Genomic DNA, 25980 nt, shown 5'->3' on the forward strand with positions numbered 1-25980 from the left:
GCTTTTTTTATAAAACAAATATGACTAAACCTAAAATTTCATTAAATAATACATTGTTTGTTGCTATTTTGGTACTTATGATTATCCCAACAACTAGACAATTTATTCAAATACAAGTACATAGAGGTTTAGCTCTATTATCACCAAGTATTGAAAAACCAAACAACAGAAAAATAATAACTAACTACAATTGGCAATTACAAAATAGTACTGGTCAACCTTTTAATTTCCGTCAAGCGGAAAACAAAATCGTATTAGTTAGCTTTTGGGCAACTTGGTGTCCACCTTGTATAGCAGAATTACCAAGCATGCAGCAGTTGTATGAAACTTATAAGGATAAAATAGAATTTGTTTTTATTTCAAATGAAAAAATAGAGACTATAAATGCATTTATGGCAAAAAATAATTACTCATTCAAAGTTTATACGCCTTTAGAGAAGTCTTCAATCAATACTTTTGAAATAAATAGTATTCCTAGAACTTTTTTAATTAATCAAAAAGGTGAAGTTGTAATAGACAAAAATGGAGCTGCTAATTGGAATAGTGAAACGGTCAATAAAATTATTAATGGCTTATTAGAATTATAAGGTCTTAAAAAAGGCTTTTATAAAGCTAAAGCTAAATAAGGACCACATAATTTTTAAATCTTCTTTAAAAGTAGAAGTTTCATCTAAAAATTTGAACATAGTTGTTGGGTTATTTTTACTGTAGTATTGCTGAAAAATCCATTCGCCTTTATAGTTTTCGTCTTTTAATACTTTAAGAAATATTTTATCGTAAAATTTATATTTGCTTTTATGTAATCCTGATGAAGGTATTTTATTATTTTTTAAATTAGAAATAATTAAACTAACCTTATGTTCAGTATTTTTAAATGAATATCCTGTTGATGGCTTAACCCAGCCTCCAGCTGTACCAATTTTTGTTACAGATCTAGTATTGTAACTATCAAACGGAAAGGTGGTCATTGGTATTTGTCCAGCTTCGGTTTCGATTATATTGTAATTTTTAATCTTTAAATATTGACTTATATACTGTTTTATGTATTTATCATAAGTTTTTTCTTCTACTAAATTTTCAGTAAAATAGGTGAATTCTATTAAAGCTTTGTTTTTAGCAGTTGGTAGCACATACATAAATGTGGTTTGATTATCATCTTTTAAACGATAATCCATCATAGTTAAAGTGGTGTCGTCAAATACATTATTTTCAGTATTTATAACCCAACCTTTAAAATGTTGAATGATATTAGTATAGGATTTGTCGTTTAAATCGTAATCTTTAGTTAGTCTGCTGTCAAAAACATGATTGGCTGTGTAGCTATTGGTTTCGGTAGTGACTATTGGTGTTTTTGTTTCAGAAACATCTGTAACGGTTTCAATTAAAAAAGTAAAATTTTTGTTCTGCTGAATTTCAGCTTTAGCTAAATTATAAAAATCAATACCACGAATACTTTTATAAGTGTATGGATTTAAGTTTAAACGGATTTGTTTTTTACTGGTGTAAATGTTAGCCTTAGTCCATTTTTTATTAACGATTTTCTCCCATTTACCAGATTTTTCTTCCCAAAAACTCCAAGTTTTATCGTTTACATTTTTAGGAGAAGGATCTATTAAGGCAATAGATTTTTCTTTAAAAAAAGAATCTTGATTTAATGCTAATGCTAATTGTAAACCAGCTAATCCATTACCAACAATTATGTAATCATAATGGTTTTTGGGCATATAAAAATATTATTTTTTAAAGTATTTGAAAGGTACAAATAGCATTCCAAAACATTCTCCATCAGATTTACCTAAGTGTTTATGATGCATTTTATGTGCACGTCTCACACCTTTTGCATATCTATTATTTGCTTTACGAAATAATTTAAAACGTTGGTGTATAAAAATATCGTGCACTAAAAAATAGGCAGCTCCATATGCCATGATTCCTAATCCGATAGGTAAACAATACCAAACGCCTTCGTAACTCCAAAGGTAAAAGCATGTCATACTTACTATGGCATAAAATATAAAAAAGGCATCGTTACGCTCAAACCAACTGTCGTGATCTTTGTGGTGATGGTCTTTGTGTAAACTCCACAAAAAGCCATGCATGATATATTTGTGTGTAAACCATGCCATAAATTCCATTGCTGAGAATGTTCCTAAAAAGACTAATATCCAATAAAGGGTTTGCATTATTTTATAATAAATTAAGTTGATATTTTACATAACTACGTGTTAGTAACTCGGCTTTTTTATAGTTAGGTACTCTAATACGTGTGTTTTTAATTTCTAAAGCTGGTGTCTTTTTTAGCTTTTTTAATAATTGGTTGTAATACCTGTAAGCCATGAAAACTCCAAACTTAGCTTCTATTGGTAATTGTTTAATACCTTTTAAGCCTTCTTCAAAATCGTGTTCGATGTCTCTTATAATAAAAAGTTTGTCGTCTTCAGTAAGATTTGTTAAATCTGTATTAGGGAAATAGGTGCGATCTAACAATTCGTGATCTGCTTTTAGGTCTCTTAAAAAGTTTACTTTTTGAAAGGCAGAACCCAATGACATAGCTGTACTTTTTAATGTTTCGTACTTTTTATTATCACCTTTAACAAATACTTTAAGGCACATTAAGCCAACAACATCTGCAGATCCATAGATATAGTCTTTGTATTCTTGATCGGTTGTATATTTAGTTTTAGATAGGTCTAATCGCATACTTTTCATAAACGAGTCTACCATGTGTTTATCTATATTACACTTGTGATATGTGTATTGAAAAGCATTTAAAATTGGGTTTAAACTTATTTTATCACGCAAGGCAAATTCTAAATCGTCTTCAAAACGTTTAAATAACTCTTTTTTATTATAGTCATGAAAGGTGTCTACAATTTCATCTGCAAATCTTACAAAGCCATATATGTTATAAATATCTTGTCTAATGCTAGTAGATAGCATTTTTGTAGCTAATGAAAATGAAGTGCTGTAAGAGTTAGTTACCACTTTACTACAATTGTAAGATACAGTATCGAATAATGCTTTCATGTTACTTGTTATGGTATTTGTTTATTAATTGAGCTACTAATTTTCCAGATATTAAAGCTGGAGGGACACCTGGTCCTGGTACTGTTAATTGACCTGTAAAGTAAAGATTGTCCAGTTTTTTACTTTTTAGTTTTGGTCTTAAAAATGCAGTTTGGAGTAGTGTATTTGCCATCCCGTAAGCATTTCCTTTATATGAATTATAGTCTTTAATAAAATCGTTTACACAAAATGACTCTTTAAAGATAATATTATTTTTGACATTTTGATTTGTTAATCTTTCAAACCTGTTTAAAATTATATCTAAATATTTAGCTCTTATTTCTAAGGTATCTTCTATTCCTGGAGCAATTGGGATTAAAAAAAATCCTGTTTCACATCCTACAGGAGCCATAGTCAAGTCCGTTTTAGAAGGGAAGTTTGCATAAAATAATGGATTACTTGGCCATTTTGGATCATCATAAATGTCTTCTGCATGAGACTCAAAATTAGTATCAAAAAATAAATTATGATGCTGAATATTATCTAGTTTTTTATCAAAACCAATGTAAAAGAGTAGAGAAGAAGGAGCGAAAGTCTTTTTGCTCCAATATTTTTCAGAATATTGTTTATGGTTTATATCTAAAAGCGTCTCAGTATGATGATAATCTGCACCACTTAAAACAACATCAAAGCTTAATTTGTTATTGTTAACTGTTATGCTAGAAACTGATTTATTTACAACGTCTATTTTACTTACATTACTATCCGTTTTAATGATTACACCAAGACTTTTAGCTAAACTAGACATCGCTAATACGATTTGGTACATACCACCTTTAGGATGCCAAGTACCAAGACCAAAATCAGCAAAATTCATAAAACTATAAAAAGAAGGTGTTTTGTTAGGTTTTGCTCCTAAAAATAAAACCGGAAACTCAAGTGTTGAGATTAGTTTAGGGTTTTTAAAGTTTTTTCTAACTTCACTACTTATAGTTTTAAAAAACTGATCTACACGCATTGCTGTCTCTGGAGTAATAAGTTCTAAAGGTGAAACTCCAGGTTTTAACACGACTTTATTAATAGCTATATCATAATTATCTCCAGCTTTCTTTATAAATTTTTTAAGCGGAATAGAGCTACCAGGTTCAATACGTTCAAATTCAGTACAGATTTTGTCAAGTGTATCTCCAATAGTAATGTTTTCATCTTTAAAAAAGATTTTATAAGCAGGAGATAATTTGTCTAATTGGTAATAGTCTAAAGTTTTTTTACCAAAATCAGCAAAGAACTTATCAAATATATCAGGCATCCAATACCAGCTAGGACCTATGTCAAAGGTAAATCCATCTTTTTTAAATTGTCTACAACGTCCACCTATGGTGCTATTTTTTTCAAATATAGTTACTTTGTGACCTTGTTTAGCCAAATAACAGGAAGCGGATAATGCTGAAAACCCAGAACCAATTATTGCAATGTTTTTACTCATTAAATATTAATTAAAAGTTAAAGGTTTTCGATAACCTCTTTTGTGGATTTATAAGCTTTGATTTGATTAAAATCATCATTATTTATTAAAGAAGACATTCTTCCAGAAATAACAAGTGTATTATCAGTTTTATGTAATATTTTTTTATAAAACTCTTCTAAATAATCATTTAAATTATCCTTTTCAGGCTTTACAGTAAAGCATGAAATAAATATAATTTTATCATATTGTGAATTTAAAAACTGTAAGCTGTCTATTGGTACACTTTGGCCTAAATAAATGGCGTGAGCACCTTTATTAATTATAGAATAATTAGTAAAAAGTAATCCTAATTCATGTACTTCATTATCTGGTAAAAACAAAACATAAGCTTCTGTTTGGTTTGATAAGCTTGTGGTGTTAATTGCTTTTTCAGTGTTTAGTATTATTTTTTGTTTAATAAGCTCAACTATAAAGTGTTCGTGAGCAGGAGTAATAGTATCTGTTTGCCACAATAATCCAATATCATCTAATAGTGGGACAAAAACTTGATTGAAAATAGTTTCAAACGAATGATTTGTAATTAAGTCACTATAAGTTTTGTAAAACAAACCTTGATCAAAATTAATCATAGCAAGTTTTAAAGCATTTATAGAATGGTTGTTTTTATCGTTTTTATCAGCTATTTCTTTGACTAATTTAGGTATGTCCTCTGTATCTAATTTTGCAATTTTAGATATTTTGTAACCGTTTTTATTTAGGTAGCTAATATTTAATATCTTTTGTAAGCTTGCTAAGCTGTAATATCTAATATTGGTATCTGTTCGGTTTGGTTGAAATAGATTATAGCGTTTTTCCCAAATCCTAATGGTATGGGCTTTAATCCCAGAAAGGTTTTCTAGGTCTTTAATGCTAAATTTAGATTTTATATTGTTCATTATTTTTCAAAAATAGTTAAACAAAATGAATTTTTAACTCTTAATTAAAAAGATTTTGAAATAATTAACAATAAAATAAATAAGTATGTTGCTGCTTATTTTAGAGTTAGTTGAGTTTAAAGCAAAAAAAAAGCTAAGCAAAATGCTTAACTTTTTTGTGACCAGTCTGGGGCTCGAACCCAGGACCCTCTCCTTAAAAGGGAGATGCTCTACCAACTGAGCTAACTGGTCTTAAACTATTATAAACTAGTTTAAGTGTTTATGTCATTTGTAAAGTTAATAATTAATTAACTTAGTAGTGACCAGTCTGGGGCTCGAACCCAGGACCCTCTCCTTAAAAGGGAGATGCTCTACCAACTGAGCTAACTGGTCATTTGTTTAAATGAGGGTGCAAATATATTACCTTTTATTAGAACAACAAGCGTAAATATGATTTTTTTTTCGTTTTTTTGTCACATAATTTTCTATCGATTTAATAATCAATTTATAAGCTCAAAAATGAATTTAATTTTAGTTGGATATATGGCCTCAGGAAAGTCTACAATTGGAGTAGAATTGGCAAAAATGATGAATTTTCAGTTTGTAGATCTTGATAGATTTATTGAAAAAAACGAAAATTTAACCGTTTCAGAAATTTTTAAAACAAAAGGAGAACTACATTTTAGAAAATTAGAACAGTCATATTTAAAAGATTTGACATCTAAGTGTGATAAAACTATTATTTCTTTAGGAGGAGGGACCCCTTGTTTTTATGATACAATGATTTGGTTAAACAAACTAGATAATGTGAAGACTATTTATTTAAAAGCAAGCTTAGATATTTTGACAGATAGGTTGTTTCAAGACAAAACTAGACCATTAATAGAGCATTTAAATGCAAAAGAGGAGTTAAAAGATTTTATCGCTAAACATATTTTTGAAAGATCGTTTTTTTACAATCAAGCAGATATAGTTGTTAATACTACTAGGTCTATTGAGGAAACTTTACAAAATATTATAATAAGTTTAAGTTAGATAGGCTTTCCAATCTTTTCCTTCAAGGTTAACATGGACATGTTCTTTTAAAGATGTAGAAAGCGATATCCCTTTGTAATCTGCTTTTACTGGAAATTTTTTATGATTTCGGTTTACCAAAACAGCGGTTTTAAATTGTTTTAAAGGGACTTCTAGAAAATGTTTTACGCTATATATCAAAGTTGTTCCAGAATTTAAAACATCATCTATTAAAACAACAGATTTATTTGTGTAATTCTCAGCCTTAATAGAAGTTTTTATAGGTAATCTTGGGTTTTTCTTATCTATGGATATTTTACAAAGTATAGGTTTAATATCAGAAATTTTAGAAAGTATAGTTTTTAGTTTTTTAGCTAATATGTATCCATTTACATCAATACCTGCTAAAATAATTTCAGTTTCAGTCGTATTAGCTTCATATATCTGGTATGCAATACGTCTTAGTTTATTATTGATTTCATTTGAGTTTAAAATCATATTTTGTCCTTCCATTATTACTGTTCGTTTTCTAAATTTAAGTTATCTAAATCTCTTCTATCTTTTTTTGTTGGTCGTCCAACGCCTTTTTTTCTGTAGTAATCTTTAGCTAATTTAAGCATTTCTTGTGCTTCAAAAGCAGATTTTGGTGTTTTATCAACCCGATAAAGATCTACAAGTTTGGCTCCTACACGATTAGGAGGTATGTCCAAAACAATTAATTTATAATTTACTTGGTCTTTTCTAAGTTCTATTACATCTGTTGGATAAACGTCTCTACTTGGCTTAACAACAGCATCATTTATTTTAATATGACCTTTTTTACAGGCAGTAGTAGCAATGTTTCTTGTTTTATAATATCTGACACACCATAAATATTTGTCTATTCGCATATTATTTATCTAAAATTGACGTTAACGTTATTGTGCAAAATTATATTAAAATGTATCTTGCACTTCAAAAATAACAATAAATGAGATTAAGAAAATTTACTTTCGCACTTTTATCTATATTACCTCTTGCCTTTTCATGTAATTCAGATGATGATGATGATACAGTTACATTTGAAGAAAGAAACAGACAAGAAGTATACGATGAAGATATTTTAGAGATAGAAGAGTATCTAAGTACTCATACTTATAATTATGATGATTTTGATTTTGCTAATCCATATTCGTTAGCTAACGATACATTTGAAATTGTTATCGACACAATTAGTGCAGCTAATAACAACTTGGACGCTGACCCCTTAATTAACAGACCTGAATTGTTAAGTAAGCAAGTAGAGAGTGAAATAGATACAGATACTGTTGTCTACACTTTATACTATCTAAGTCTAAGAGAAGGTTTAGGAGAGTCGTTACACCCATTAGATGCTGTAGGTGTTAGTTATGAAGGAGCATTGCTTGATGGGGAGGTTTTTGATACTAGTAATAATCAGGCTTCAGTTTTTAACCTGTCTAGTGTATCTTCTTTTTTTGGTGTAATAACAGGCTTTAGAGACGTGTTACTTGAGTTTAAAACTCGTGATGGCTACAGTGAAAATGGTGATGGTACTACTACAAATCATAATTTTGGTATTGGTGCAGTTTTTATACCTTCAGGTATAGCTTACTTTTCATCTGGAACTAATACTATACCGACGTATACTCCAATAATGTTTAAATTTGGTTTGTTAACTAGAATTGAATTAGATCATGATTTTGACGGAGTACCATCTTATATTGAAGATTTAGATGGTGATGGTGATGGTGAAAATGATGATACAGATGGTGATGGAATTCCAAATGTGATTGATCAAGACGATGATGAAGATGGAGTTAACACTATTGACGAAGATATAGATGGAGATGGAGATCCAACTAATGATGATACAGATGGTGACGGAATACCAAACTATTTAGATTCTGATTCAACCGAATCTATTTAAGATTCAAATTATTTAATAGAATAAAAAAAGAGCCACTTTTAAAGTGGCTCTTTTTTTATTCTATTATAACATTATAGATAAACTTAATATTAATTGCTCTGGTCTTGTATCTAATCTGTTAGGGTTTACTGTTGATATGTTATTGTTAATTAAAACCGCTTCATTATCATTAAAACCTCTTTCATATCTTAAATCTATTCCAATTTTATCTAAGCTAAAACCAATACCAAAATTTAATCCTACAGAATAATCATTTTCAATAGTATTTATAGTGGCATTTTCAAAGTCACTATTTATTATATATTGTAAAGAAGGACCAGCAAAAACATTAATTGGCCCTAATACTTTAAAACCAACTAATAAAGGTGCATCTAGTTTTTTAAATTCAAATGCTCCAGCATCATAGTCACTTTTTGTAGCAGTGTAAATTAATTCTGGTCTAAAATATAGTTTTTCACCTATTTTACCAAACACACCTATATGATAGCCTATGTTTCTATCTGGAGTCTGATAATTATTATTTATTGACTCGAAGTAATCGCCATTTCCATTGTAGTTTAAGCCTCCTTTTATACCAAAACCACTTTCTGTTTGAGCTAAAATAAATGTTGAAAATAATAGCGTTGCAATTGATGTTAAAATCAATTTTTTACTCACAATTATTCTACTTAGAGTAAAGTATTCGTGAAATTCTTTTAAAATTTTCATAATTGTTGTTTTTTGATGAACACATACTATAACGAAAATTATGCCAAATTGTTTTAATTTCTGTTTAACAGCGTATTATGTAAATAAAAAAGCGTTTAAAACAAAAATGTTTTAAACGCTTTAAATCTGTTGATTATAGTTTTGTTACTTTCGTTTTATAACTTTTTCACAAGCAGTAACAATTGCATCCGCATTTAAACCATATTTTTCCATCAATTGTGCTGGTGTACCTGATTCTCCAAAAGTATCATTTGTAGCAATAAACTCTTGAGGTGTTGGTTGGTACTGAGATAAGACTCTAGCAATACTTTCTCCTAAACCACCTAATTTATTATGTTCTTCAGCAGTAACAATACATTTAGTCTTTTTAACAGATTCAATGATAGCATTAGCATCTAAAGGTTTAATAGTATGTATGTTGATTACTTCGGCAGATATGCCTTTTTCATTTAAAACCTTAACAGCTTCTAAAGCTTCCCATACTAAATGACCAGTTGCTACAATAGTAACATCGCTACCATCTTGTAAATGTAAAGCTTTACCAATTTCAAAAGTTTGATTGTCTGGTGTGAAATTAGCAACTTTTGGACGTCCAAAACGTAAGTATACAGGGCCTTCATGTTTAGCAATAGCAATTGTAGCAGCTTTAGTTTGATTGTAATCACATGGGTTAATTACTGTCATACCTGGTAACATTTTCATTAAGCCAATGTCTTCTAGTATTTGGTGTGTAGCACCATCTTCACCTAAAGTTAAACCTGCGTGAGAAGCACAGATTTTTACGTTTTTATCAGAATAAGCAATACTTTGTCTTATTTGGTCATAAACACGACCTGTTGAGAAGTTAGCAAAAGTACCAGTAAAGGGTATTTTACCTCCAATTGTTAATCCTGCAGCAATACCCATCATGTTAGCTTCAGCAATTCCTATTTGAAAAAAGCGTTCTGGATTTTCTTCTATGAATTGGTTCATTTTTAATGATCCAATTAAATCTGCGCAAAGTGCAACAACATTAGGATTTGTTCTACCTAATTCTGTTAAGCCATCACCAAAACCTGATCTTGTATCTTTACTTCCTGTGTTTGTATATGTTTTCATTTTCTCTAAATTCTAGTGTATTAATAGTCTCCTAAAGTTTCAGGGTTTTGTTCTAATCCAATAGCAAGCTGTTCGTCATTTGGAGCTTTACCATGCCAAGCGTGAGTATGCATCATAAAGTCAATACCATTACCCATTATTGTTTTTAGTAATACACAAACTGGTTTACCTTTTCCTGTTAAGCTTTTAGCTTCAGCCATACCTTTTAATATAGCCTCAATATTGTTTCCGTCTTCAATTTCTACAACAGTCCAACCAAATGCTTCAAATTTAGCTTTAAAGCTTCCCATTGGTAAAACAGTATCTGTAGATCCATCAATTTGTTGACCATTAAGATCTATAGTAGCAATAATATTATCTACTTTTTTACCAGAAGCATACATTATAGCTTCCCAGTTTTGACCTTCTTGCATTTCACCATCACCATGTAAGCTATACACTAAATGATTATCACCATTTAATTTTTTTGCTTGTGCAGCACCTAACGCAACACTTAGTCCTTGACCTAAAGATCCGGAAGCAATTCTTACACCAGGTAAATCTTCATGGGTTGTTGGATGACCTTGTAGTCTACTGTTAATTAGTCTAAAAGTATTTAACTCTTCCACTGGAAAATATCCAGATCTTGCTAATACACTATAATAGACAGGAGAGATGTGACCATTGGATAGGAAAAAAAGGTCTTCATTAATACCATCCATTTCAAATCCTTCTTTTCTGTCCATTATATCTTTGTATAATGCTACAAAAAATTCGGCACAACCTAATGAGCCTCCTGGATGACCAGAATTTACTTTGTGCACCATACGTATAATGTCTCTACGTACTTGTGTTGTTAAATCTTCTAATTGTTGTATGCTTGCCATGACTTATGGGTTAATTATTTTTGTCAAAATTAGTTTTTTAATATTCCCTTACAAAAGTAGAGGTATTACAGTTATTAACGAAATGTACTGATTTCTTAACAATTGAATCTATTTAAGTTAACTATTAACAATATTTTTAAATTTAGCAACTATTTAATATCCTTTGAGTTTTTCTTATTTATATTTGCTAGCTGAAGATTTAACAGATACAATGACTTTCGATTTAAAAGCAAAAGACACACAAAGTAATGCAAGAGCAGGAGTAATGACAACAGATCATGGCGAGATAGAAACGCCTATTTTTATGCCTGTTGGAACTGTTGGATCTGTAAAGGGTGTGCACCAAAGAGAACTTAAAAATGATATTAATCCTGATATTATATTAGGTAATACTTATCATTTATATTTAAAACCTCAGATTGATATTTTAGAAAAAGCTGGTGGGTTGCATAAATTTATGAACTGGGATCGTAATATACTTACTGATTCTGGTGGTTATCAAGTATACTCTTTATCAGGTAATAATAAAATTAAAGAAGAAGGAGTTAAGTTTAAATCTCACATTGACGGAAGTTATCACACCTTTACGCCAGAAAATGTTATGGAAATCCAACGTAGTATTGGAGCAGATATAATTATGGCTTTTGATGAGTGTACACCTTACCCATGCGACTATAATTATGCAAGACGATCTATGCATATGACACATCGTTGGTTGGAGCGTTGCTTAACGCATCTAGATAAAACACCTTTGAAATATGATTATTCTCAGTCATTTTTTCCAATAGTGCAGGGTAGTACCTACAAAGATTTACGTAAACAATCAGCCGAATATATTGCAGGTGTTGGAGCAGAAGGTAATGCAATTGGAGGTCTATCTGTAGGAGAACCAGCAGAAGAAATGTATGCTATGACAGAAGTCGTAACAGATATACTACCTTGGGATAAACCTCGTTATTTAATGGGAGTAGGTACACCAATAAATATTTTAGAAAATATTGCATTGGGTGTAGATATGTTTGATTGTGTTATGCCAACCCGAAATGCAAGAAATGGTATGCTTTTTACAGCTTATGGCTCTATAAATATTAAAAACTTGAAATGGAGAGATGATTTTTCTCCAATTGATGAAATGGGTATAACGTTTGTTGATACAGAATATAGTAAAGCTTATTTAAGACATTTATTTAATGTAAATGAATTATTGGCTAAACAAATTGCTACCATACACAATTTAGGTTTTTACCTTTGGCTAACAAGAGAAGCAAGAAAACATATTATTGCAGGAGATTTTAAGGTATGGAAAGATAAAATGGTTAAACAAATGAATAATCGTCTGTAGGTGAAAATTTTAGACTGGTATATATTAAAACGCTATTTAATGACTTTTGCGGTCATGTTATTGCTATTTATTCCAATTGGAATAACTGTGCATTTAGCTGAAAAGATTGGGAAAATTTTAGAGAATAATGTGCCTTTAGTAGAGGTCTTACAGTATCTACTAGATTTTACAATTTATTTTGCCCATTTATTATTTCCATTGTTTTTATTTTTATCAGTAATTTGGTTTACTTCAAAATTGGCTAATAATACAGAAATTGTTGCTTTTTTAAGTTCAGGGGTTTCATTTACACGTTTTTTAAGACCTTATTTAATTGGTGCAACTATAGTGGCTATTCTTTCCATTGTATTGGGTCTATATTTAGCACCTAATGCAAGTAAAGGTTTTAATGATTTTAAATATAAATATTTATCTGGTCGTAAAGCATCAAATAGTACAAATGTATTAAAGCAGATTAATGATAATGATATCATTTATGTGACTAGTTTTAATGCTAAAACAAAAACTGGTATAAATTTTACTTTAGAGCATTTTGAAAACGACAAAATGACTTATAAAATCAGTGCATCTAATATTAGATATATTCAAGAGGATTCAGCTTTTGTATTAAGAAACTATCTAAAAAGAAAAGTTGGTCAAAATAATGATCTTCTTGAAATTGAAAGAAAAAAAGACACTGTATTCTCCTTTGATTTAGAAGATTTAACTCCAGAAGATTATATAGCCGAAACGCTCAAGTATAACGAATTAGTGAATTTTATAGAGCGTGAAGAAAAAAGAGGCTCTAAATTTATTGGACGTTATAAATTGGCAATGTATCAAAAATGGAGTTTGCCAGTTTCTGTATTTATTTTAACTATAATTGCTGTTTCAGTGTCTTCTATAAAACGTAGAGGTGGTATGGGTGTAAATTTAGCATTTGGTATATGTATAGCAATGATTTTTGTGTTTTTCGATAAAATTTTCGGTACACTTGCTTCGCAATCAAATTTTTCACCTTTATTAGCGGTTTGGTTTCCAAATATAATTTTCGGAATTTTGGCTCTAATATTGTTGCGTAATGCAAAACGATAAATTAAAAAATTATTTACACTTACATCTTTTAGTATTTATTGCTGGATTTACAGCTATTATAGGTAAATTAATTACTATTAATGCAGTTAGTTTAGTTTGGTACAGGATGCTTATGGCTACTCTTTTAATGTTTCTTTACATTAAAAGAGCTAAAATAAATGTAGATATTACTAAAAAAGCTTTAATCAAACTATCCATTGCAGGTATTATTATAGCTTTACATTGGATTACTTTTTTTGGTTCTATTCAAGTATCCAATGCTTCCATTGCACTAGCCATGTTTTCTACAGGTGCTTTTTTTGCTTCATTTATAGAGCCAATTATATATAAAAGAAAGATTATTAAATATGAAATTGTTTTTGGTCTAATTGTTATTGTCGGAATTTATTTGATAGTTAGAAGTGAATTTAAATACATTGATGGAATGATTTTAGGGGTTATTTCAGCTTTTCTTTCATCTTTATTTGCAGTATTAAACGGGAAATTTCTTGAAGAACATTCAGCTACAAAAATTTCATTCTATGAATTTATAAGTGGTGTATTTTTTATTTCAATATATATATTAGTTTTTGGCGATGGTTTTAATGCTAATCATTTTAATATTTCTATATCAGATGCCTCGTGGTTATTTATTTTAGCATCAGTTTGTACAGCCTATGCTTTTATTGCATCAGTCTATGTTATGAGGTACATAAGTCCATACACGGTTGTTCTTACTTATAATTTAGAACCTATTTACGGAATTGTGTTAGCTCTTATTTTATTTCCAGAATCAGAAACCATGTCGTCATCGTTTTATATTGGAGCTTTCATAATATTAGGAGTTGTTTTAAGTAATGGAATACTTAAAAATTGGAAAAAAATTAAGGCTAAAAAAAGCAATTAAACCCGTTGATTATCAAATTATAACGTTAAAAAGAAGTCATTTTAATTAAAATCTTAAAATTTAAAGCAAAAAATATGTAATTTTGCTAGCTAACAAATAAACAAAACTATCATTCCCTATGGAATATTTAGAATTTGAATTACCTATAAAAGAACTAGAAGATCAACTAGAAAAGTGTCAAATTATTGGAGAAGAGAGTGATGTAGATGTGACACAGACTTGTAAGCAAATTGAAAAAAAGCTTACAGCAACTAAAAAAGAAATATATAAAAATCTTACCCCTTGGCAACGTGTACAAATGTCACGTCATCCAAATAGACCTTATACATTAGATTATATTAATGCTATTTGTGGTAACTCTTTTTTAGAGCTTCATGGAGACAGAAGTTTTAAAGATGACAAAGCTATGATTGGTGGTCTTGGTAAAATTGGAGACCAAAGCTTTATGTTTATTGGTCAACAAAAAGGATATAATACAAAAACAAGACAGTATCGTAATTTTGGTATGGCTAATCCTGAAGGTTACCGTAAGGCTTTAAGATTAATGAAGTCTGCCGAAAAATTTGGTATACCTGTAGTTACACTTTTAGATACTCCTGGAGCATATCCTGGTTTAGAAGCTGAAGAGCGTGGACAAGGAGAGGCTATTGCTAGAAATATTTTAGAAATGACTCGTTTAAAAGTGCCAATTATTACTATTGTAATAGGTGAAGGTGCTTCTGGTGGAGCTTTAGGTATTGGAGTTGGTGATAAAATAATGATGTTAGAAAATACTTGGTATTCTGTTATATCACCAGAATCATGTTCTTCAATTTTATGGAGAAGTTGGGAGTATAAAGAGCAAGCTGCTGAAGCTTTAAAGTTAACAGCAAATGATATGAAAAAAATGAAAATTGTTGACGCTATCATAAAAGAACCATTAGGAGGTGCACATAAAGATAGACCTACAACTTTCAAAACTGTATCTAAAGCAATATTGACTGCTTTTGATGAGTTTAAAAACTTATCACCAGAAGAGTTAGTTAATAATCGCATTGAAAAATATTCAGAAATGGGAGTTTTTAAAGGCTAATCCTTATAAAACCATTTGCTAACAAAATCTGAAGTTTCGGCTTCAGGTTTTTTTTTGTGCTTATCAACAAAAAAAATGAGTTATTAACATTATAATTGTTGATGACCTGTTAAGATTGAGTAACTTTGTATTCTAATATTTCTTTACAATTTCTTTACTTTCGCTAATTCCTAAATTAGACTTATTTAAAGCTATTTTAAACTGAAAAATATTAAACAACCATTAAGTGTTTTCTTAAAATTTTTATCAATAAATGAAGCAACCTAATCAAATAAAAGGCTACCAAGTAGACAGGAGTACCATTATAAACCTTGAAAAAGGTAAGATTCCGCCTCAAGCTTTAGATTTAGAAGAAGTAGTACTTGGTGCTATGATGATTGATAAAAAAGGGGTAGATGAAGTTATCGATATTTTAAGTGCTGATGCTTTTTATAAAGAAGCACACAAACTTATTTTTGAAGCCATTTTTATGTTGTTTCAAGAAAGTCAACCTATTGACTTATTAACAGTTTCAACCCAATTAAAGACAAACGCAACATTAGATCAAGCTGGAGGAGATTTTTACTTAATATCATTAACCCAAAAAGTTTCCTCTTCTGCTCACATCGAGTTTCATGCTCGTATTATTCTTCAAAAGTTTATTCAAAGAAGTTTAATTAAAATTTCTTCTGAAATTATTGAAGAAGCTTATGATGAAACTCAAGATGTTTTTGATTTACTTGATAAAGCAGAATCTAGATTGTATGAAGTTACACAAGGTAACATTAAAAAATCCAGCGAAACTGCTCAGGATCTTGTAATTCAGGCCAAGAAAAAGATTGAAGAGATTTCTAAAAAAGAGGGTATGAGTGGTGTACCTTCTGGATTTAATAAATTAGATAAGTTAACTTCAGGATGGCAGGACAGTGATTTAATTATTATTGCAGCACGTCCAGGTATGGGTAAAACAGCTTTTACCTTAACTATGGCTAGAAATGTAGCTGTAAATTCTAATATGCCAGTTGCTTTTTTCTCATTAGAGATGGCATCTGTACAATTAATTACACGTTTAATATCCAGTGAAACTGGTTTGTCTTCAGAAAAGTTAAGGACAGGTAAACTAGAAAAACATGAATGGGAACAGTTAAACGTTAAGGTTAAAGCTCTAGAAAAAGCACCTTTATTTATTGATGATACACCATCTTTATCTATTTTCGATTTACGTGCAAAAGCTAGACGTTTGGCTTCTCAACATGGTATTAGAATGATTATGATTGATTACCTTCAACTTATGACAGCTGCTGGTAATGGTGGAAACAGAGAGCAAGAAATTTCTACAATTTCTCGTAACCTTAAAGCATTAGCAAAAGAATTAAGTGTTCCAGTAATTGCATTATCGCAATTATCTCGTGCTGTAGAGACACGTGGTGGAAGTAAAAGACCTTTATTATCCGATTTACGTGAATCTGGTGCGATTGAGCAGGATGCAGATATTGTTAGTTTCATTTACAGACCCGAATATTATAAAATTGACGAATGGGATGATGATGAACATTCTCCAACCGAAGGCCAAGGTGAATTTATTGTAGCAAAACACCGTAATGGTGGTTTGGAAAACATTAGACTTAAGTTTATAGGTCATTTAGGTAAGTTTGATAACCTGGATGATTTTGATACACCCTTTGGTCAAGAGTTTCATAGTAAAATGAATGAAGCAGCAAATGATAATACATTTGCACCAGATAATTTCCCATCTGCAAGTGATGCTTTCGGAGCACCAGAGCCTGATGATAATGATGTACCTTTTTAATACAAATTAACTACTACTTTGATGGATAAAATCAAAACAACTAATTATTTACTTTTAATAATTGTAATACCAATTATATTCTATTTACTAAAAGTATTATCTTTTATATTCGTACCATTAGTATTCTCAATGTTTATTGCATTGCTATTTTTACCTTTTATGCGTTTTTTACGTAAACGTAAATTACCAAAATCTGTAAGTGTCGTAATCGTTTTATTGGTAATAGCTTTGGGTGTTAAAGTAGGTGTTGAGCTTGTTAAGTTGTCAAGTAGAGAGATTTTAACTTCAGACTCTCAGTTTTTTGTAAAAGCAGAAGACAAAATAAACACATTAGTAGATAATATAGAAGGATTTTTTGGTGTTCAAAAGGTAGAAGGTAGTAAATCTTTAACAAGGTTAGTTAATAAAGATGCATTGTTAGACAACTTGTCACCAACATTAAGTTTTGTAAGTAAATTTTTAACAGCCTTATTAATGACAACCTTTTTTGTTGTCCTTTGGTTAGCTGAGTCCATAAATGTGGAACAACTTATTAACCGAACAATATTAAGAAAAAAACATACTTCTATAAAAACATTTATGAAAATTGAAAAAGACTTGATTAAGTTTATTAAAGTTAAATTTTTAGTCAGTTTTTTAACAGGAGTGTTTACAGGTGTTGCTTGTTACTTTTTTGATGTAAGCTTCCCAATATTTTGGGGTTTATTTGCTTTTTTAATCAATTTTGTACAAATGGTAGGATCTTTTATAACGGTTATATTGCTTTCAATTTTCGCATTTGTTGAGCTTGAAACTTCAAGTAAATTATTGTTTTTTGTACTATCTATTACAGGTACACAAGTATTGTATGGTAGTATTTTAGAGCCGATTTTTATGGGTAAATCCTTTTCAATTAATGTAATCGCTGTTTTGGTAATGCTTATGTTTTGGGGTTTTATTTGGGGTATTCCAGGTTTAATTATGGCTATTCCTATTACAGTGTTTTTAAAAATTATTTTGGAGCAATTTCCTAGAACAAAAATTATTTCGGATTTACTATCGGGTTCACCAAGTTAATTTAATATTAATCCCTTTTAATAAGTGACATTTTTAAGTATCTTTCATACTTATTAAATCACTTTTTAAATGAAAAAATTAGCAGTATTTATAATCCTGTTTCTATTTGTAAATCAATTATTTGCATCTTACATCCTAATTCCTATGGATGCAGAGACGCAAAAAAATCATTTAAAAGCTTACGGAATAACCTATTGGACGTTAAATAAAAATGTTAAAGTTAAATGGTTACTAAATTATAGAGGAGGTTCTTTTTTAGTTCCAGATAGTCCAGAAATACAACGCGAATGTCAAATTAGAGGTGTAAGCTTTGAAGTTATTTCGGACACTAAAACACAACAAATTCTTCAAGAAATTGCTAGCCCAAGTAAAAACATGGAAGCTGTAGTTTTAGAAAAAGCACCTAAAATAGCTGTCTATACGCCAAAAGGTAAATTACCTTGGGATGACGCAGTAACAATGGTTTTAAGCTATGCCGAAATCCCTTACGAAACAATCTATGATGAAGAAGTTTTAAAAGATGAACTTTTATTATACGATTGGTTACACTTACATCACGAAGATTTTACAGGACAATACGGTAAATTTTATGGTCGTTATCGCCAAGCAGCATGGTACATTCAAGAAAAACAAGATGCTGAAGCTTTAGCAACAAAATTAGGTTACAGTAAAGTTTCTGAAGAAAAACGAGACGTATCATTAAAAATTAGAGACTATGTCGTTGGTGGCGGATTTATGTTTGCCATGTGTAGTGCGACCGAGAGTTTTGATATCGCACTTTCAGTTCAATTATTAGACATTTGCGAACCCATGTTTGATGGTGATGGAAGCGATAATAATTACCAATCAAAAATAGATTTTTCTCAAACCTTTGCTTTTAAAGATTACACTTTAGAGCGCAGTCCAGTAGTTTATGAGTTTTCTAGTATAGACATGACCATGAAACGCAAAATTCCAAAAGAAACTGATTATTTCTCTCTTATGGATTTCTCTGCAAAATGGGATCCTATTCCAACCATGTTATGTCAAAACCATACTGCTTTGGTAAAAGGTTTTATGGGACAAACAACCTCTTTTACTAGAGATCAAATAAAATCAAATGTTTTGATTATGGGTGAAAATAAAACCAATGGAGAAGCTAAATATATACATGGAATAAAAGGTAAAGGTTTCTTTACTTTTTACGGAGGACACGATCCAGAAGATTATACGCACCAAGTCGGAGATCCAAAAACCGAACTTGAATTACATCCAACATCACCAGGTTACAGGTTAATCTTAAACAATGTTTTATTTCCAGCAGCTAAAAAGAAAAAACAAAAAACTTAATTTTTGGGCGTTACCACAAGGGTCAGGCTCTCAAGGCTCGCTCTCTGCGAGGAGCTCAAACAAACCTTTCCATCCTTAACGCAAAATACGCCAACGTTTAGTTTTAAATAAAAAGTAATAATACCTTATATTTATAGTTAATGTCCACAAAAGACCAAATTCTTAAAAAAATAGAAATATTATTAACCAATCACTTTGAGTCACCAAAAAACGCATTCGATTTTTTTGATGAAAATGGTGATAAAAAATTATCAAAATCAGAAATTAAAAACCTTTTACAAGAAGCAGAAATTAGTGGCTTTATTAGAGGTATAGTCGCTTCAAAATTAATAGAAGGTTATGATGTAGATGGTGATCAATTAATAAGTTGGTCAGAATTTAAAACAGCAATTGACGAAATAGCACTTTAAAAATTATCTCTTGAAACAAGCAATAATAGAATTCTTTAAATTACAAATAGTAACTATAATCTTTTGGATATTATCATTCTGTCTATTCATTACCATTCGTTATTTCGAAGTAGGAACAGAAGGAGGGAAGGCATTTGTAAGTAATTATGACGAGGTTATACCAATAACAGAATGGTTGCATTTTAGTGTTTTAGTAGGAGCACTAGTTGGTTTTTTTTATGGAATAATTGAGTTTATATCTGATAAGTTATTGATTTATAAATTTTCAACAGGCTTATTAATCTTAATTAAATCAATAGTATATTTAGTTTTATTATTACTTTCAACAAGTTTTATAGTAGGCTTAATAGAAGTTCAAATTGACAGAAACCTTCCAAGTGAACCAGGTTGGTGGATACAAAATAAAGTATTTTGGCTTGTAGTCTTGTATTTTAATATTTGTTCATTAATATTTTCATTTTTGAAAATTGCAAAAGAAAATTTTGGTCATGGTGTTTTAATTAATCAATTAATTGGAAAATATAAAAAACCAAGAGAAGAACGTCGTATTTTCATGTTTCTGGATTTGCAAGCTTCTACAACCATAGCCGAACAATTAGGACATTATAAATACAGTCAATTAATTCAACAATGTTTTTACGATTTAAATACTGTAATAAACAAATTTGATGCTAATATTTATCAATATGTTGGTGATGAAGCTGTTCTTAGTTGGACATTTGATAAAGGGATAAAACAAAATAATTGTGTTGAATTGTTTTATAAATTTCAGAATAAGTTAGTGAAAAATCAAAAGATCTACTTAAAAAAGTTTGGATTATTGCCCAAATTTAAAGCAGGATTACATGGCGGAACACTAATAGTAACAGAAGTTGGAACTATTAAAAAAGAAATTGCTTATCATGGAGACGTCATTAATACATCTGCAAGAATACAAGGCGAATGTAATAAATACAATCAAAACCTTTTAATTTCAGAGTATTTATTACGAAAATTAAATTTAACTAACTATAAGATCGAATCTATAGGAAACATAGCATTAAGAGGAAAAGAGGAGGAGCTCAACCTATTTTCAATTAATACATAGGTTATGTTAAACTTTCAATTAGTTGTTTAATTATAATTTCTACACCATTATCGTTATTACTTTTTGTCAAATAGTTAGCAACCGCCTTTACATTTGGATGAGCATTTTCCATAGCATAGCTAAAATGTCCTAGTTTTAACATTTCTAAATCATTGTTGTAATCCCCAAAAACCATCGTTTGATCTGGTGTAATATTATATAGTTTTTGAATATGGTTAATAACATAACCCTTATTAGCTATATTTTCAGAAATGTCTACCCAATGGTTAGCAGAAACCTTCACCTTAAAATCAGCTTCAAGATGCTTAACTTTAGGATAAATAAATTGCTCACTACTTTTTTCGTGAAATAAAGCAATCTTATACACATCTTCTTTAATTTGACTAACATCATCAATAAACTGATAGTTTGTATAATATTCACTTAATAAATCCATCAATTTATCAGATTTACTTATAACGTAGGCCTTGTTTTGTGTACAAAATACAGGATGAGCTTCAGGAATACTTTCAACTATATTAGCAATAGTTATTAAGTTTTTTGACTCTAGTGTATTAGATATAAATAAGTCATCTTGTTTTATAGCTAAACCACCATTTTCAGAAACAATTATAATATCGTCTTTTATAGCACCAAGTTTTTCAACCATACTATAATATGGTCGTCCACTAGCAGCTACAAATAATATATTGTTTGCTTTCAAAATTTTAAATAGTTCAAAAAACTCTTTACTAACTTCGTGATTAGAATTTAATAAAGTACCATCTAGGTCTGAAACAATTAATTTAACTTGGTTTAATTTCATAAATTTTTATATAATACTGTAAAACTAAATTTATTGTTTGATTTATAGTAATTTTAATAGTTAAGTTATATTCAAAAGCATAAAAAAATCCGATTCAATTAAGAATCGGATTTTCTATGTTATAAGCGAAGTATTGTTATACAAATGGCAAAATGCCTTTTATTTTACTTTATTCACAATTGCTTCAAAAGCATCTGGGTTGTTCATTGCTAAATCAGCTAAAACCTTACGGTTTAATTCGATATTATTAGCTTTTACTTTTCCCATAAATTGTGAGTATGACATTCCATGTAATCTAGCTCCTGCGTTGATACGCGTGATCCATAATGCACGGAAAGTTCTCTTTTTATTTCTACGGTCTCTATACGAATATTGCATCGCTTTATCAACCGCATTTTTTGCTACTGTCCAAACGTTTTTACGACGTCCAAAGTAACCTTTTGCTTGTTTAAGCACCTTTTTTCTTCTGGCTCTTTTGGCAACAGAATTTACTGATCTAGGCATAATTTAAATTGTTTTTTTGTAGTAGGCGGTTAAAATAATTAACACTTTTTGTAAATCTTAGTTTGCCTAACTCCAGGGTTTATAAATAATTTGTAACCAATTAAGGTAATGTTACTTTAAACGCATCATTACTTTAATATTGTTCTCATCCGCTTTGTGTACTAATGCACTGTGCGTTAGAGCAAGCTTACGTTTTTTAGACTTCTTTGTTAAGATGTGACTCTTAAACGCGTGCTTTCTTTTAATCTTACCAGTACCAGTTAGCTTGAAACGCTTCTTAGCACTAGATTTAGTTTTCATTTTAGGCATTTTGTTTCCTAGTTTTATTATTTCGCTTATAATATTTTAATACTGATCTCTTCAGTATTTATTTACTTTTTAGGAGCAATAAACATTGTCATACGTTTTCCTTCAAGTCTTGGCATTTGTTCTACTTTTCCAAATTCTTCCAAATCTTGAGCTAAACGTAATAATAATATTTGTCCTTGCTCTTTAAACACTATTGATCTTCCCTTAAAGAAAACAAAGGCTTTTAACTTTGCACCTTCTTTTAAGAATTTTTCGGCGTGTTTCTTTTTAAACTCGTAATCATGGTCGTCTGTTTGTGGACCAAATCGAATTTCTTTGATAACAACTTTTGTAGCCTTAGATTTTAATGCTTTTTCCCGCTTCTTTTGTTCGTAAAGAAACTTCTTGTAATCCATTATTTTACATACTGGAGGATCGGCTTTGGGCGAAATTTCTACCAAATCAAGTTCTTGCTCTCTGGCAAATTCTCTTGCTTGTTTTGCGGTATAAATTCCTACTTCAACATTATCTCCAACTAGACGCACTTTTTCTGCTCTAATCTTCCCATTAATGTTGTGTTGATCTTCCTTAATGATTCTTGCTGGACCTCTTGATCTTTTTCTACGTATTGCTATGACTTTTATATTTTAGTTAAACTTTATTTTAAAATTGTTTTTTCGTCTTATTTATTTCTGTTTTGACAATTTCTGCAAATTCATCTACACTAATCGTGCCTAAATCTTCTCCACCATGTTGTCTTACAGATATTTTGTTTTCTGCCTCTTCTTGCTCACCTATAATAATCATATAGGGTGTTTTGCTCATTTCTGCTTCTCTTATCTTCTTACCAATAGTTTCACTACGATTGTCTACAAGTGCGCGAATTTCGTGATTTTCTAGCAAAGTTAAAACTTTTTCTCCGTATTTCTCGTATTTCTCGCTAAGAGTTAACACAGAAACTTGATTTGGCATTAACCAAAGCGGAAAATTACCACCTGTATGTTCAAGTAAAATGGCTATAAAACGTTCAAGACTTCCAAAAGGAGCACGATGTATCATTACTGGTCTGTGTGATTCATTATCACTTCCTTTATAAGTAAGGTCAAAACGTTCTGGTAAGTTATAATCCACCTGAATAGTTCCTAATTGCCATTGTCTACCCAAAGCATCTTTTACCATAAAATCTAACTTAGGACCATAAAAAGCAGCTTCACCAGTTTCTATAACATAATTTAAATTTTTGTCTTTAGCAGCATTTATTATGGCTTGTTCTGCTTTTTCCCAGTTTTCTATACTTCCTATATATTTCTCTGGTTTTTCAGGATCACGTAAAGAGACTTGAGCTGTAAAGTTTTCAAAACCTAAAGATCCAAACACATATAATACTAGATCAATAACATTTTTAAATTCTGTATCTAATTGGTCAGGTGTACAAAATATGTGTGCATCATCCTGAGTAAAACCTCTAACTCTTGTTAAACCATGTAATTCTCCACTTTGTTCATATCTATATACAGTACCAAATTCTGCAAAACGTTTTGGTAAATCTTTATAAGACCATTGTGCGCTGTTATAAATTTCACAGTGGTGTGGACAGTTCATTGGTTTTAATAAAAACTCTTCACCTTCTTTGGGAGTAGTTATTGGCTGGAAGCTATCTTCACCATATTTTGCATAGTGACCAGAAGTTTCGTATAGTTCCTTTTGTCCAATATGTGGCGTAACAACCATTTCATATCCTGCTTTTTTCTGCGCTTCTTTTAAAAAGTTTTCTAGACGCTCTCTTAAAGCAGCTCCTTTAGGTAACCATAAAGGTAAACCTTGACCAACTCTTTGAGAAAAAGTGAAAAGTTCAAGTTCTTTTCCTAGTTTTCTATGATCACGTTTTTTAGCTTCCTCTAATAACGCAAGATATTCTGTTAATTCTTTTTGTTTAGGGAACGATGTACCATAAACCCTAGTTAATTGTGGCTTATTTTCATCACCTCTCCAGTAAGCTCCTGCAACAGATAAAATCTTAACAGCTTTAATAATCCCAGTATTTGGTATGTGTCCACCACGACATAAATCTGTAAACGTTGAGTGGTCACAAAACGTTATCGTCCCATCCTCAAGGTTTTCAATTAATTCAGTTTTATACTCATTGTCCTTATATAATGATAAAGCATCAGCTTTAGTTACAGATCGCATAGCAAACTCATGTTTACCTCTAGCAATCTCTAACATTTTATTTTCAATAGTTTTAAAATCTTTATCACTTATAGATTCATCACCAAAATCAACATCGTAATAAAAACCATTATCAATAGCAGGACCAATAGTTAATTTACTTTTTGGGTATAACTCTTCAATAGCTTGAGCTAATACGTGAGCAGAACTATGCCAAAAAGCTTTTTTCCCTTCGTCGTTTTTCCAAGAATAAAGTACAAGAGATCCATCAGTGGTTAATTTGGTCGAGGTTTCAACCGTTAAACCATTAAAACTTGCCGAAATAATATTTCTAGCCAATCCCTCACTAATACTCTTAGCGACATCCATTGGAGTGCTACCTTGTTCAAAGGATTTTACACTACCATCAGGTAAAGTTATTTTTATCATCAATATCAAAATTAAGTCACAAATATAATATGATATTAATAGACTAGCAATACTACATATAAGTATTACACAATAAATTTTTAATATTTAAAACAATAATGGCGTTCCCCAAGGGTCGGGCTATCACTACTCGCTTTTTTTATTAAAGTAGATGGCAACATTAAAGGTCTATTTCCATATTAAAAGTATAATTTTATATAATAAAGACCGGAATACAAAAAAGAGCTCAAACAGACTGTTCTATCCCTAACGCGTTGACAATCAGAAAACACAATTTCAAAGTAGCAAAACGCTGACATATCATCCAAGGATATTATTAAAAAAACACAATAAAATTCAAGGGTATAAGCAGCTGATTACAAGCTATTAAAAAGCAATATTAAAATTAAATTAAAAAAAGATTAAAATAAGTGTTGGTAGAATGGAAAAGGGTTGTATATTTGCACCCCGAAAACGACGTAACCTTTTAAAAGTTATTAGTTTTAGGAAAACGTTCTAAAAGTAGTTATTGAGAGTTTTAAAATAAAAAAAAATATTTTTTCATTTAAAGCTTGTGGGATTGAAAAAAGCGAATTATATTTGCACCCGCTTAAGGAAATAACATCTTAAGAGATACAGAAAAGTTCATAAACATATTGAATTGACAGCGTAAGAATTAAATTGGAAACGATTTAATTCAAACAAGAGAATAAACCATTTTGAGTATTTTTAAACAACTTTAATTGTTAAGCATATTAGT

General features: G+C 30.2%; 27 protein-coding genes and 2 tRNA genes. 12 read left to right on the forward strand and 17 right to left on the reverse strand.

Annotated features, from left to right (window positions below):
- Window positions 1–20: 20 nt before the first annotated feature.
- On the forward strand, window positions 21–587 hold the full coding sequence (locus JAO71_RS08150) for a TlpA family protein disulfide reductase (RefSeq protein ID WP_203000149.1): 567 nt from the start codon (window positions 21–23) through the stop codon (window positions 585–587).
- On the opposite strand, the gene JAO71_RS08155 is transcribed toward JAO71_RS08150, so the two are convergent.
- From JAO71_RS08155 to JAO71_RS08185, 7 genes are all read right to left on the reverse strand, one after another.
- A complete protein-coding gene (locus JAO71_RS08155) occupies window positions 582–1724 on the reverse strand; it encodes a lycopene cyclase family protein (RefSeq protein WP_116824412.1) in 1143 nt (380 codons plus the stop codon). The two genes, JAO71_RS08150 and JAO71_RS08155, sit on opposite strands and share 6 nt — an antisense overlap.
- Window positions 1725–1733: 9 nt before the next feature.
- Window positions 1734–2183, reverse strand: coding sequence for a sterol desaturase family protein (locus JAO71_RS08160; RefSeq protein WP_028289895.1), 450 nt, complete (start codon window positions 2181–2183; stop codon window positions 1734–1736).
- Window positions 2184–2187: 4 nt separating this feature from the next.
- Window positions 2188–3027 (reverse strand): phytoene/squalene synthase family protein, encoded by an 840-nt coding sequence (locus JAO71_RS08165; RefSeq protein WP_028289894.1) that lies wholly within the window; start codon window positions 3025–3027, stop codon window positions 2188–2190.
- Between the two features lies 1 nt (window position 3028).
- Window positions 3029–4492, reverse strand: a complete 1464-nt coding sequence (locus JAO71_RS08170) for a phytoene desaturase family protein (protein ID WP_203000152.1) — start codon at window positions 4490–4492, stop codon at window positions 3029–3031.
- A gap of 17 nt (window positions 4493–4509) precedes the next feature.
- Window positions 4510–5409, reverse strand: a complete 900-nt coding sequence (locus JAO71_RS08175) for a MerR family transcriptional regulator (protein ID WP_028607912.1) — start codon at window positions 5407–5409, stop codon at window positions 4510–4512.
- A gap of 158 nt (window positions 5410–5567) precedes the next feature.
- Window positions 5568–5640: transfer RNA gene (locus JAO71_RS08180), tRNA-Lys, on the reverse strand.
- 68 nt (window positions 5641–5708) lie between these two features.
- A tRNA-Lys gene (locus tag JAO71_RS08185) sits at window positions 5709–5781 on the reverse strand.
- A 126-nt stretch (window positions 5782–5907) separates the two neighbouring features.
- On the opposite strand from JAO71_RS08185, the gene JAO71_RS08190 reads away from it, so the two are divergent.
- Complete coding sequence (locus tag JAO71_RS08190; RefSeq protein WP_054852753.1) at window positions 5908–6423, forward strand: shikimate kinase; 516 nt, start codon at window positions 5908–5910, stop codon at window positions 6421–6423.
- On the opposite strand, the gene JAO71_RS08195 is transcribed toward JAO71_RS08190, so the two are convergent.
- On the reverse strand, window positions 6415–6915 hold the full coding sequence (locus JAO71_RS08195; RefSeq protein ID WP_187294283.1) for a phosphoribosyltransferase family protein: 501 nt from the start codon (window positions 6913–6915) through the stop codon (window positions 6415–6417). The two genes, JAO71_RS08190 and JAO71_RS08195, sit on opposite strands and share 9 nt — an antisense overlap.
- 2 nt (window positions 6916–6917) lie before the next feature.
- The gene (locus JAO71_RS08200; RefSeq protein ID WP_203000154.1) at window positions 6918–7292 is read right to left on the reverse strand and encodes an RNA-binding S4 domain-containing protein; all 375 of its coding nucleotides are present in this window, start codon (window positions 7290–7292) and stop codon (window positions 6918–6920) included.
- Window positions 7293–7372: 80 nt separating this feature from the next.
- Between JAO71_RS08200 and JAO71_RS08205 the strand changes: the two genes are divergently transcribed.
- On the forward strand, window positions 7373–8329 hold the full coding sequence (locus JAO71_RS08205) for an FKBP-type peptidyl-prolyl cis-trans isomerase (protein WP_203000157.1): 957 nt from the start codon (window positions 7373–7375) through the stop codon (window positions 8327–8329).
- 63 nt (window positions 8330–8392) lie between these two features.
- Here JAO71_RS08205 and JAO71_RS08210 read toward each other — a convergent pair whose 3' ends face one another.
- From JAO71_RS08210 to JAO71_RS08220, 3 genes are all read right to left on the reverse strand, one after another.
- Window positions 8393–9037, reverse strand: coding sequence for a porin family protein (locus JAO71_RS08210; RefSeq protein ID WP_203000159.1), 645 nt, complete (start codon window positions 9035–9037; stop codon window positions 8393–8395).
- A 144-nt stretch (window positions 9038–9181) separates the two neighbouring features.
- On the reverse strand, window positions 9182–10135 hold the full coding sequence (locus JAO71_RS08215) for a transketolase family protein (RefSeq protein WP_203000160.1): 954 nt from the start codon (window positions 10133–10135) through the stop codon (window positions 9182–9184).
- Between the two features lie 20 nt (window positions 10136–10155).
- Window positions 10156–11001 carry a transketolase gene (locus tag JAO71_RS08220; RefSeq protein WP_028289885.1) on the reverse strand — a complete coding sequence of 282 codons (846 nt, stop codon included), beginning with the start codon at window positions 10999–11001 and terminating at the stop codon, window positions 10156–10158.
- A 211-nt stretch (window positions 11002–11212) separates the two neighbouring features.
- On the opposite strand from JAO71_RS08220, the gene tgt reads away from it, so the two are divergent.
- From tgt to JAO71_RS08265, 9 genes are all read left to right on the forward strand, one after another.
- On the forward strand, window positions 11213–12343 hold the full coding sequence (tgt, locus tag JAO71_RS08225; protein ID WP_028289884.1) for a tRNA guanosine(34) transglycosylase Tgt: 1131 nt from the start codon (window positions 11213–11215) through the stop codon (window positions 12341–12343).
- Entirely contained in the window at window positions 12344–13417 is a 1074-nt protein-coding gene (locus JAO71_RS08230; RefSeq protein ID WP_082396259.1) for an LptF/LptG family permease, read from the forward strand.
- Window positions 13404–14303 carry a DMT family transporter gene (locus JAO71_RS08235; protein WP_203000162.1) on the forward strand — a complete coding sequence of 300 codons (900 nt, stop codon included), beginning with the start codon at window positions 13404–13406 and terminating at the stop codon, window positions 14301–14303. Before JAO71_RS08230 ends, JAO71_RS08235 begins: the two co-directional genes overlap by 14 nt.
- Before the next feature lie 118 nt (window positions 14304–14421).
- Window positions 14422–15375 carry an acetyl-CoA carboxylase carboxyltransferase subunit alpha gene (locus JAO71_RS08240; protein WP_028289881.1) on the forward strand — a complete coding sequence of 318 codons (954 nt, stop codon included), beginning with the start codon at window positions 14422–14424 and terminating at the stop codon, window positions 15373–15375.
- A gap of 253 nt (window positions 15376–15628) precedes the next feature.
- Window positions 15629–17164 carry a replicative DNA helicase gene (gene dnaB, locus JAO71_RS08245; protein ID WP_028289880.1) on the forward strand — a complete coding sequence of 512 codons (1536 nt, stop codon included), beginning with the start codon at window positions 15629–15631 and terminating at the stop codon, window positions 17162–17164.
- A gap of 21 nt (window positions 17165–17185) precedes the next feature.
- Window positions 17186–18220 (forward strand): AI-2E family transporter, encoded by a 1035-nt coding sequence (locus tag JAO71_RS08250; protein ID WP_116824418.1) that lies wholly within the window; start codon window positions 17186–17188, stop codon window positions 18218–18220.
- Between the two features lie 144 nt (window positions 18221–18364).
- Window positions 18365–19549 (forward strand): asparagine synthetase B, encoded by a 1185-nt coding sequence (locus JAO71_RS08255; protein WP_394370845.1) that lies wholly within the window; start codon window positions 18365–18367, stop codon window positions 19547–19549.
- A 140-nt stretch (window positions 19550–19689) separates the two neighbouring features.
- A complete protein-coding gene (locus JAO71_RS08260) occupies window positions 19690–19959 on the forward strand; it encodes an EF-hand domain-containing protein (RefSeq protein WP_203000166.1) in 270 nt (89 codons plus the stop codon).
- A 10-nt stretch (window positions 19960–19969) separates the two neighbouring features.
- Window positions 19970–21046: an adenylate/guanylate cyclase domain-containing protein gene (locus tag JAO71_RS08265; protein WP_203000168.1), complete on the forward strand. Its 1077-nt coding sequence runs from the start codon at window positions 19970–19972 to the stop codon at window positions 21044–21046.
- A 1-nt stretch (window position 21047) separates the two neighbouring features.
- On the opposite strand, the gene JAO71_RS08270 is transcribed toward JAO71_RS08265, so the two are convergent.
- The 5 genes from JAO71_RS08270 to thrS all read right to left on the reverse strand — a co-directional run bounded on the left by JAO71_RS08270 (window position 21048) and on the right by thrS (window position 25241).
- Window positions 21048–21851 (reverse strand): HAD family hydrolase, encoded by an 804-nt coding sequence (locus JAO71_RS08270; RefSeq protein WP_203000170.1) that lies wholly within the window; start codon window positions 21849–21851, stop codon window positions 21048–21050.
- Window positions 21852–22010: 159 nt separating this feature from the next.
- Window positions 22011–22355: a 50S ribosomal protein L20 gene (rplT, locus tag JAO71_RS08275; RefSeq protein WP_028289874.1), complete on the reverse strand. Its 345-nt coding sequence runs from the start codon at window positions 22353–22355 to the stop codon at window positions 22011–22013.
- 111 nt (window positions 22356–22466) lie between these two features.
- Window positions 22467–22664 (reverse strand): 50S ribosomal protein L35, encoded by a 198-nt coding sequence (gene rpmI / locus JAO71_RS08280; protein WP_028289873.1) that lies wholly within the window; start codon window positions 22662–22664, stop codon window positions 22467–22469.
- A gap of 62 nt (window positions 22665–22726) precedes the next feature.
- Window positions 22727–23236, reverse strand: a complete 510-nt coding sequence (gene infC, locus JAO71_RS08285) for a translation initiation factor IF-3 (RefSeq protein WP_261975673.1) — start codon at window positions 23234–23236, stop codon at window positions 22727–22729.
- 70 nt (window positions 23237–23306) lie between these two features.
- A complete protein-coding gene (gene thrS / locus JAO71_RS08290) occupies window positions 23307–25241 on the reverse strand; it encodes a threonine--tRNA ligase (protein WP_116824422.1) in 1935 nt (644 codons plus the stop codon).
- Window positions 25242–25980: the final 739 nt, after the last annotated feature.

This window comes from Olleya sediminilitoris (assembly GCF_016785945.1).
GTDB lineage: Bacteria > Bacteroidota > Bacteroidia > Flavobacteriales > Flavobacteriaceae > Olleya > Olleya sediminilitoris.

Bases quoted from the DNA above. Each gene is read 5' to 3' on its own strand.
- JAO71_RS08195 (WP_187294283.1), bottom strand. From the start codon at position 6,915: ATGGAAGGACAAAATATGATTTTAAACTCAAATGAAATCAATAATAAA.
- JAO71_RS08205 (WP_203000157.1), top strand. From the start codon at position 7,373: ATGAGATTAAGAAAATTTACTTTCGCACTTTTATCTATATTACCTCTT.
- dnaB (WP_028289880.1), top strand. From the start codon at position 15,629: ATGAAGCAACCTAATCAAATAAAAGGCTACCAAGTAGACAGGAGTACC.
- thrS (WP_116824422.1), bottom strand. From the start codon at position 25,241: ATGATAAAAATAACTTTACCTGATGGTAGTGTAAAATCCTTTGAACAA.
- JAO71_RS08150 (WP_203000149.1), top strand. From the start codon at position 21: ATGACTAAACCTAAAATTTCATTAAATAATACATTGTTTGTTGCTATT.
- tgt (WP_028289884.1), top strand. From the start codon at position 11,213: ATGACTTTCGATTTAAAAGCAAAAGACACACAAAGTAATGCAAGAGCA.
- JAO71_RS08165 (WP_028289894.1), bottom strand. From the start codon at position 3,027: ATGAAAGCATTATTCGATACTGTATCTTACAATTGTAGTAAAGTGGTA.
- JAO71_RS08160 (WP_028289895.1), bottom strand. From the start codon at position 2,183: ATGCAAACCCTTTATTGGATATTAGTCTTTTTAGGAACATTCTCAGCA.
- rpmI (WP_028289873.1), bottom strand. From the start codon at position 22,664: ATGCCTAAAATGAAAACTAAATCTAGTGCTAAGAAGCGTTTCAAGCTA.
- JAO71_RS08240 (WP_028289881.1), top strand. From the start codon at position 14,422: ATGGAATATTTAGAATTTGAATTACCTATAAAAGAACTAGAAGATCAA.
- rplT (WP_028289874.1), bottom strand. From the start codon at position 22,355: ATGCCTAGATCAGTAAATTCTGTTGCCAAAAGAGCCAGAAGAAAAAAG.
- JAO71_RS08235 (WP_203000162.1), top strand. From the start codon at position 13,404: ATGCAAAACGATAAATTAAAAAATTATTTACACTTACATCTTTTAGTA.
- JAO71_RS08255 (WP_394370845.1), top strand. From the start codon at position 18,365: ATGGATGCAGAGACGCAAAAAAATCATTTAAAAGCTTACGGAATAACC.
- JAO71_RS08155 (WP_116824412.1), bottom strand. From the start codon at position 1,724: ATGCCCAAAAACCATTATGATTACATAATTGTTGGTAATGGATTAGCT.
- JAO71_RS08270 (WP_203000170.1), bottom strand. From the start codon at position 21,851: ATGAAATTAAACCAAGTTAAATTAATTGTTTCAGACCTAGATGGTACT.
- JAO71_RS08250 (WP_116824418.1), top strand. From the start codon at position 17,186: ATGGATAAAATCAAAACAACTAATTATTTACTTTTAATAATTGTAATA.
- JAO71_RS08200 (WP_203000154.1), bottom strand. From the start codon at position 7,292: ATGCGAATAGACAAATATTTATGGTGTGTCAGATATTATAAAACAAGA.
- JAO71_RS08215 (WP_203000160.1), bottom strand. From the start codon at position 10,135: ATGAAAACATATACAAACACAGGAAGTAAAGATACAAGATCAGGTTTT.
- JAO71_RS08260 (WP_203000166.1), top strand. From the start codon at position 19,690: ATGTCCACAAAAGACCAAATTCTTAAAAAAATAGAAATATTATTAACC.
- JAO71_RS08170 (WP_203000152.1), bottom strand. From the start codon at position 4,492: ATGAGTAAAAACATTGCAATAATTGGTTCTGGGTTTTCAGCATTATCC.
- JAO71_RS08220 (WP_028289885.1), bottom strand. From the start codon at position 11,001: ATGGCAAGCATACAACAATTAGAAGATTTAACAACACAAGTACGTAGA.
- JAO71_RS08190 (WP_054852753.1), top strand. From the start codon at position 5,908: ATGAATTTAATTTTAGTTGGATATATGGCCTCAGGAAAGTCTACAATT.
- JAO71_RS08210 (WP_203000159.1), bottom strand. From the start codon at position 9,037: ATGAAAATTTTAAAAGAATTTCACGAATACTTTACTCTAAGTAGAATA.
- JAO71_RS08175 (WP_028607912.1), bottom strand. From the start codon at position 5,409: ATGAACAATATAAAATCTAAATTTAGCATTAAAGACCTAGAAAACCTT.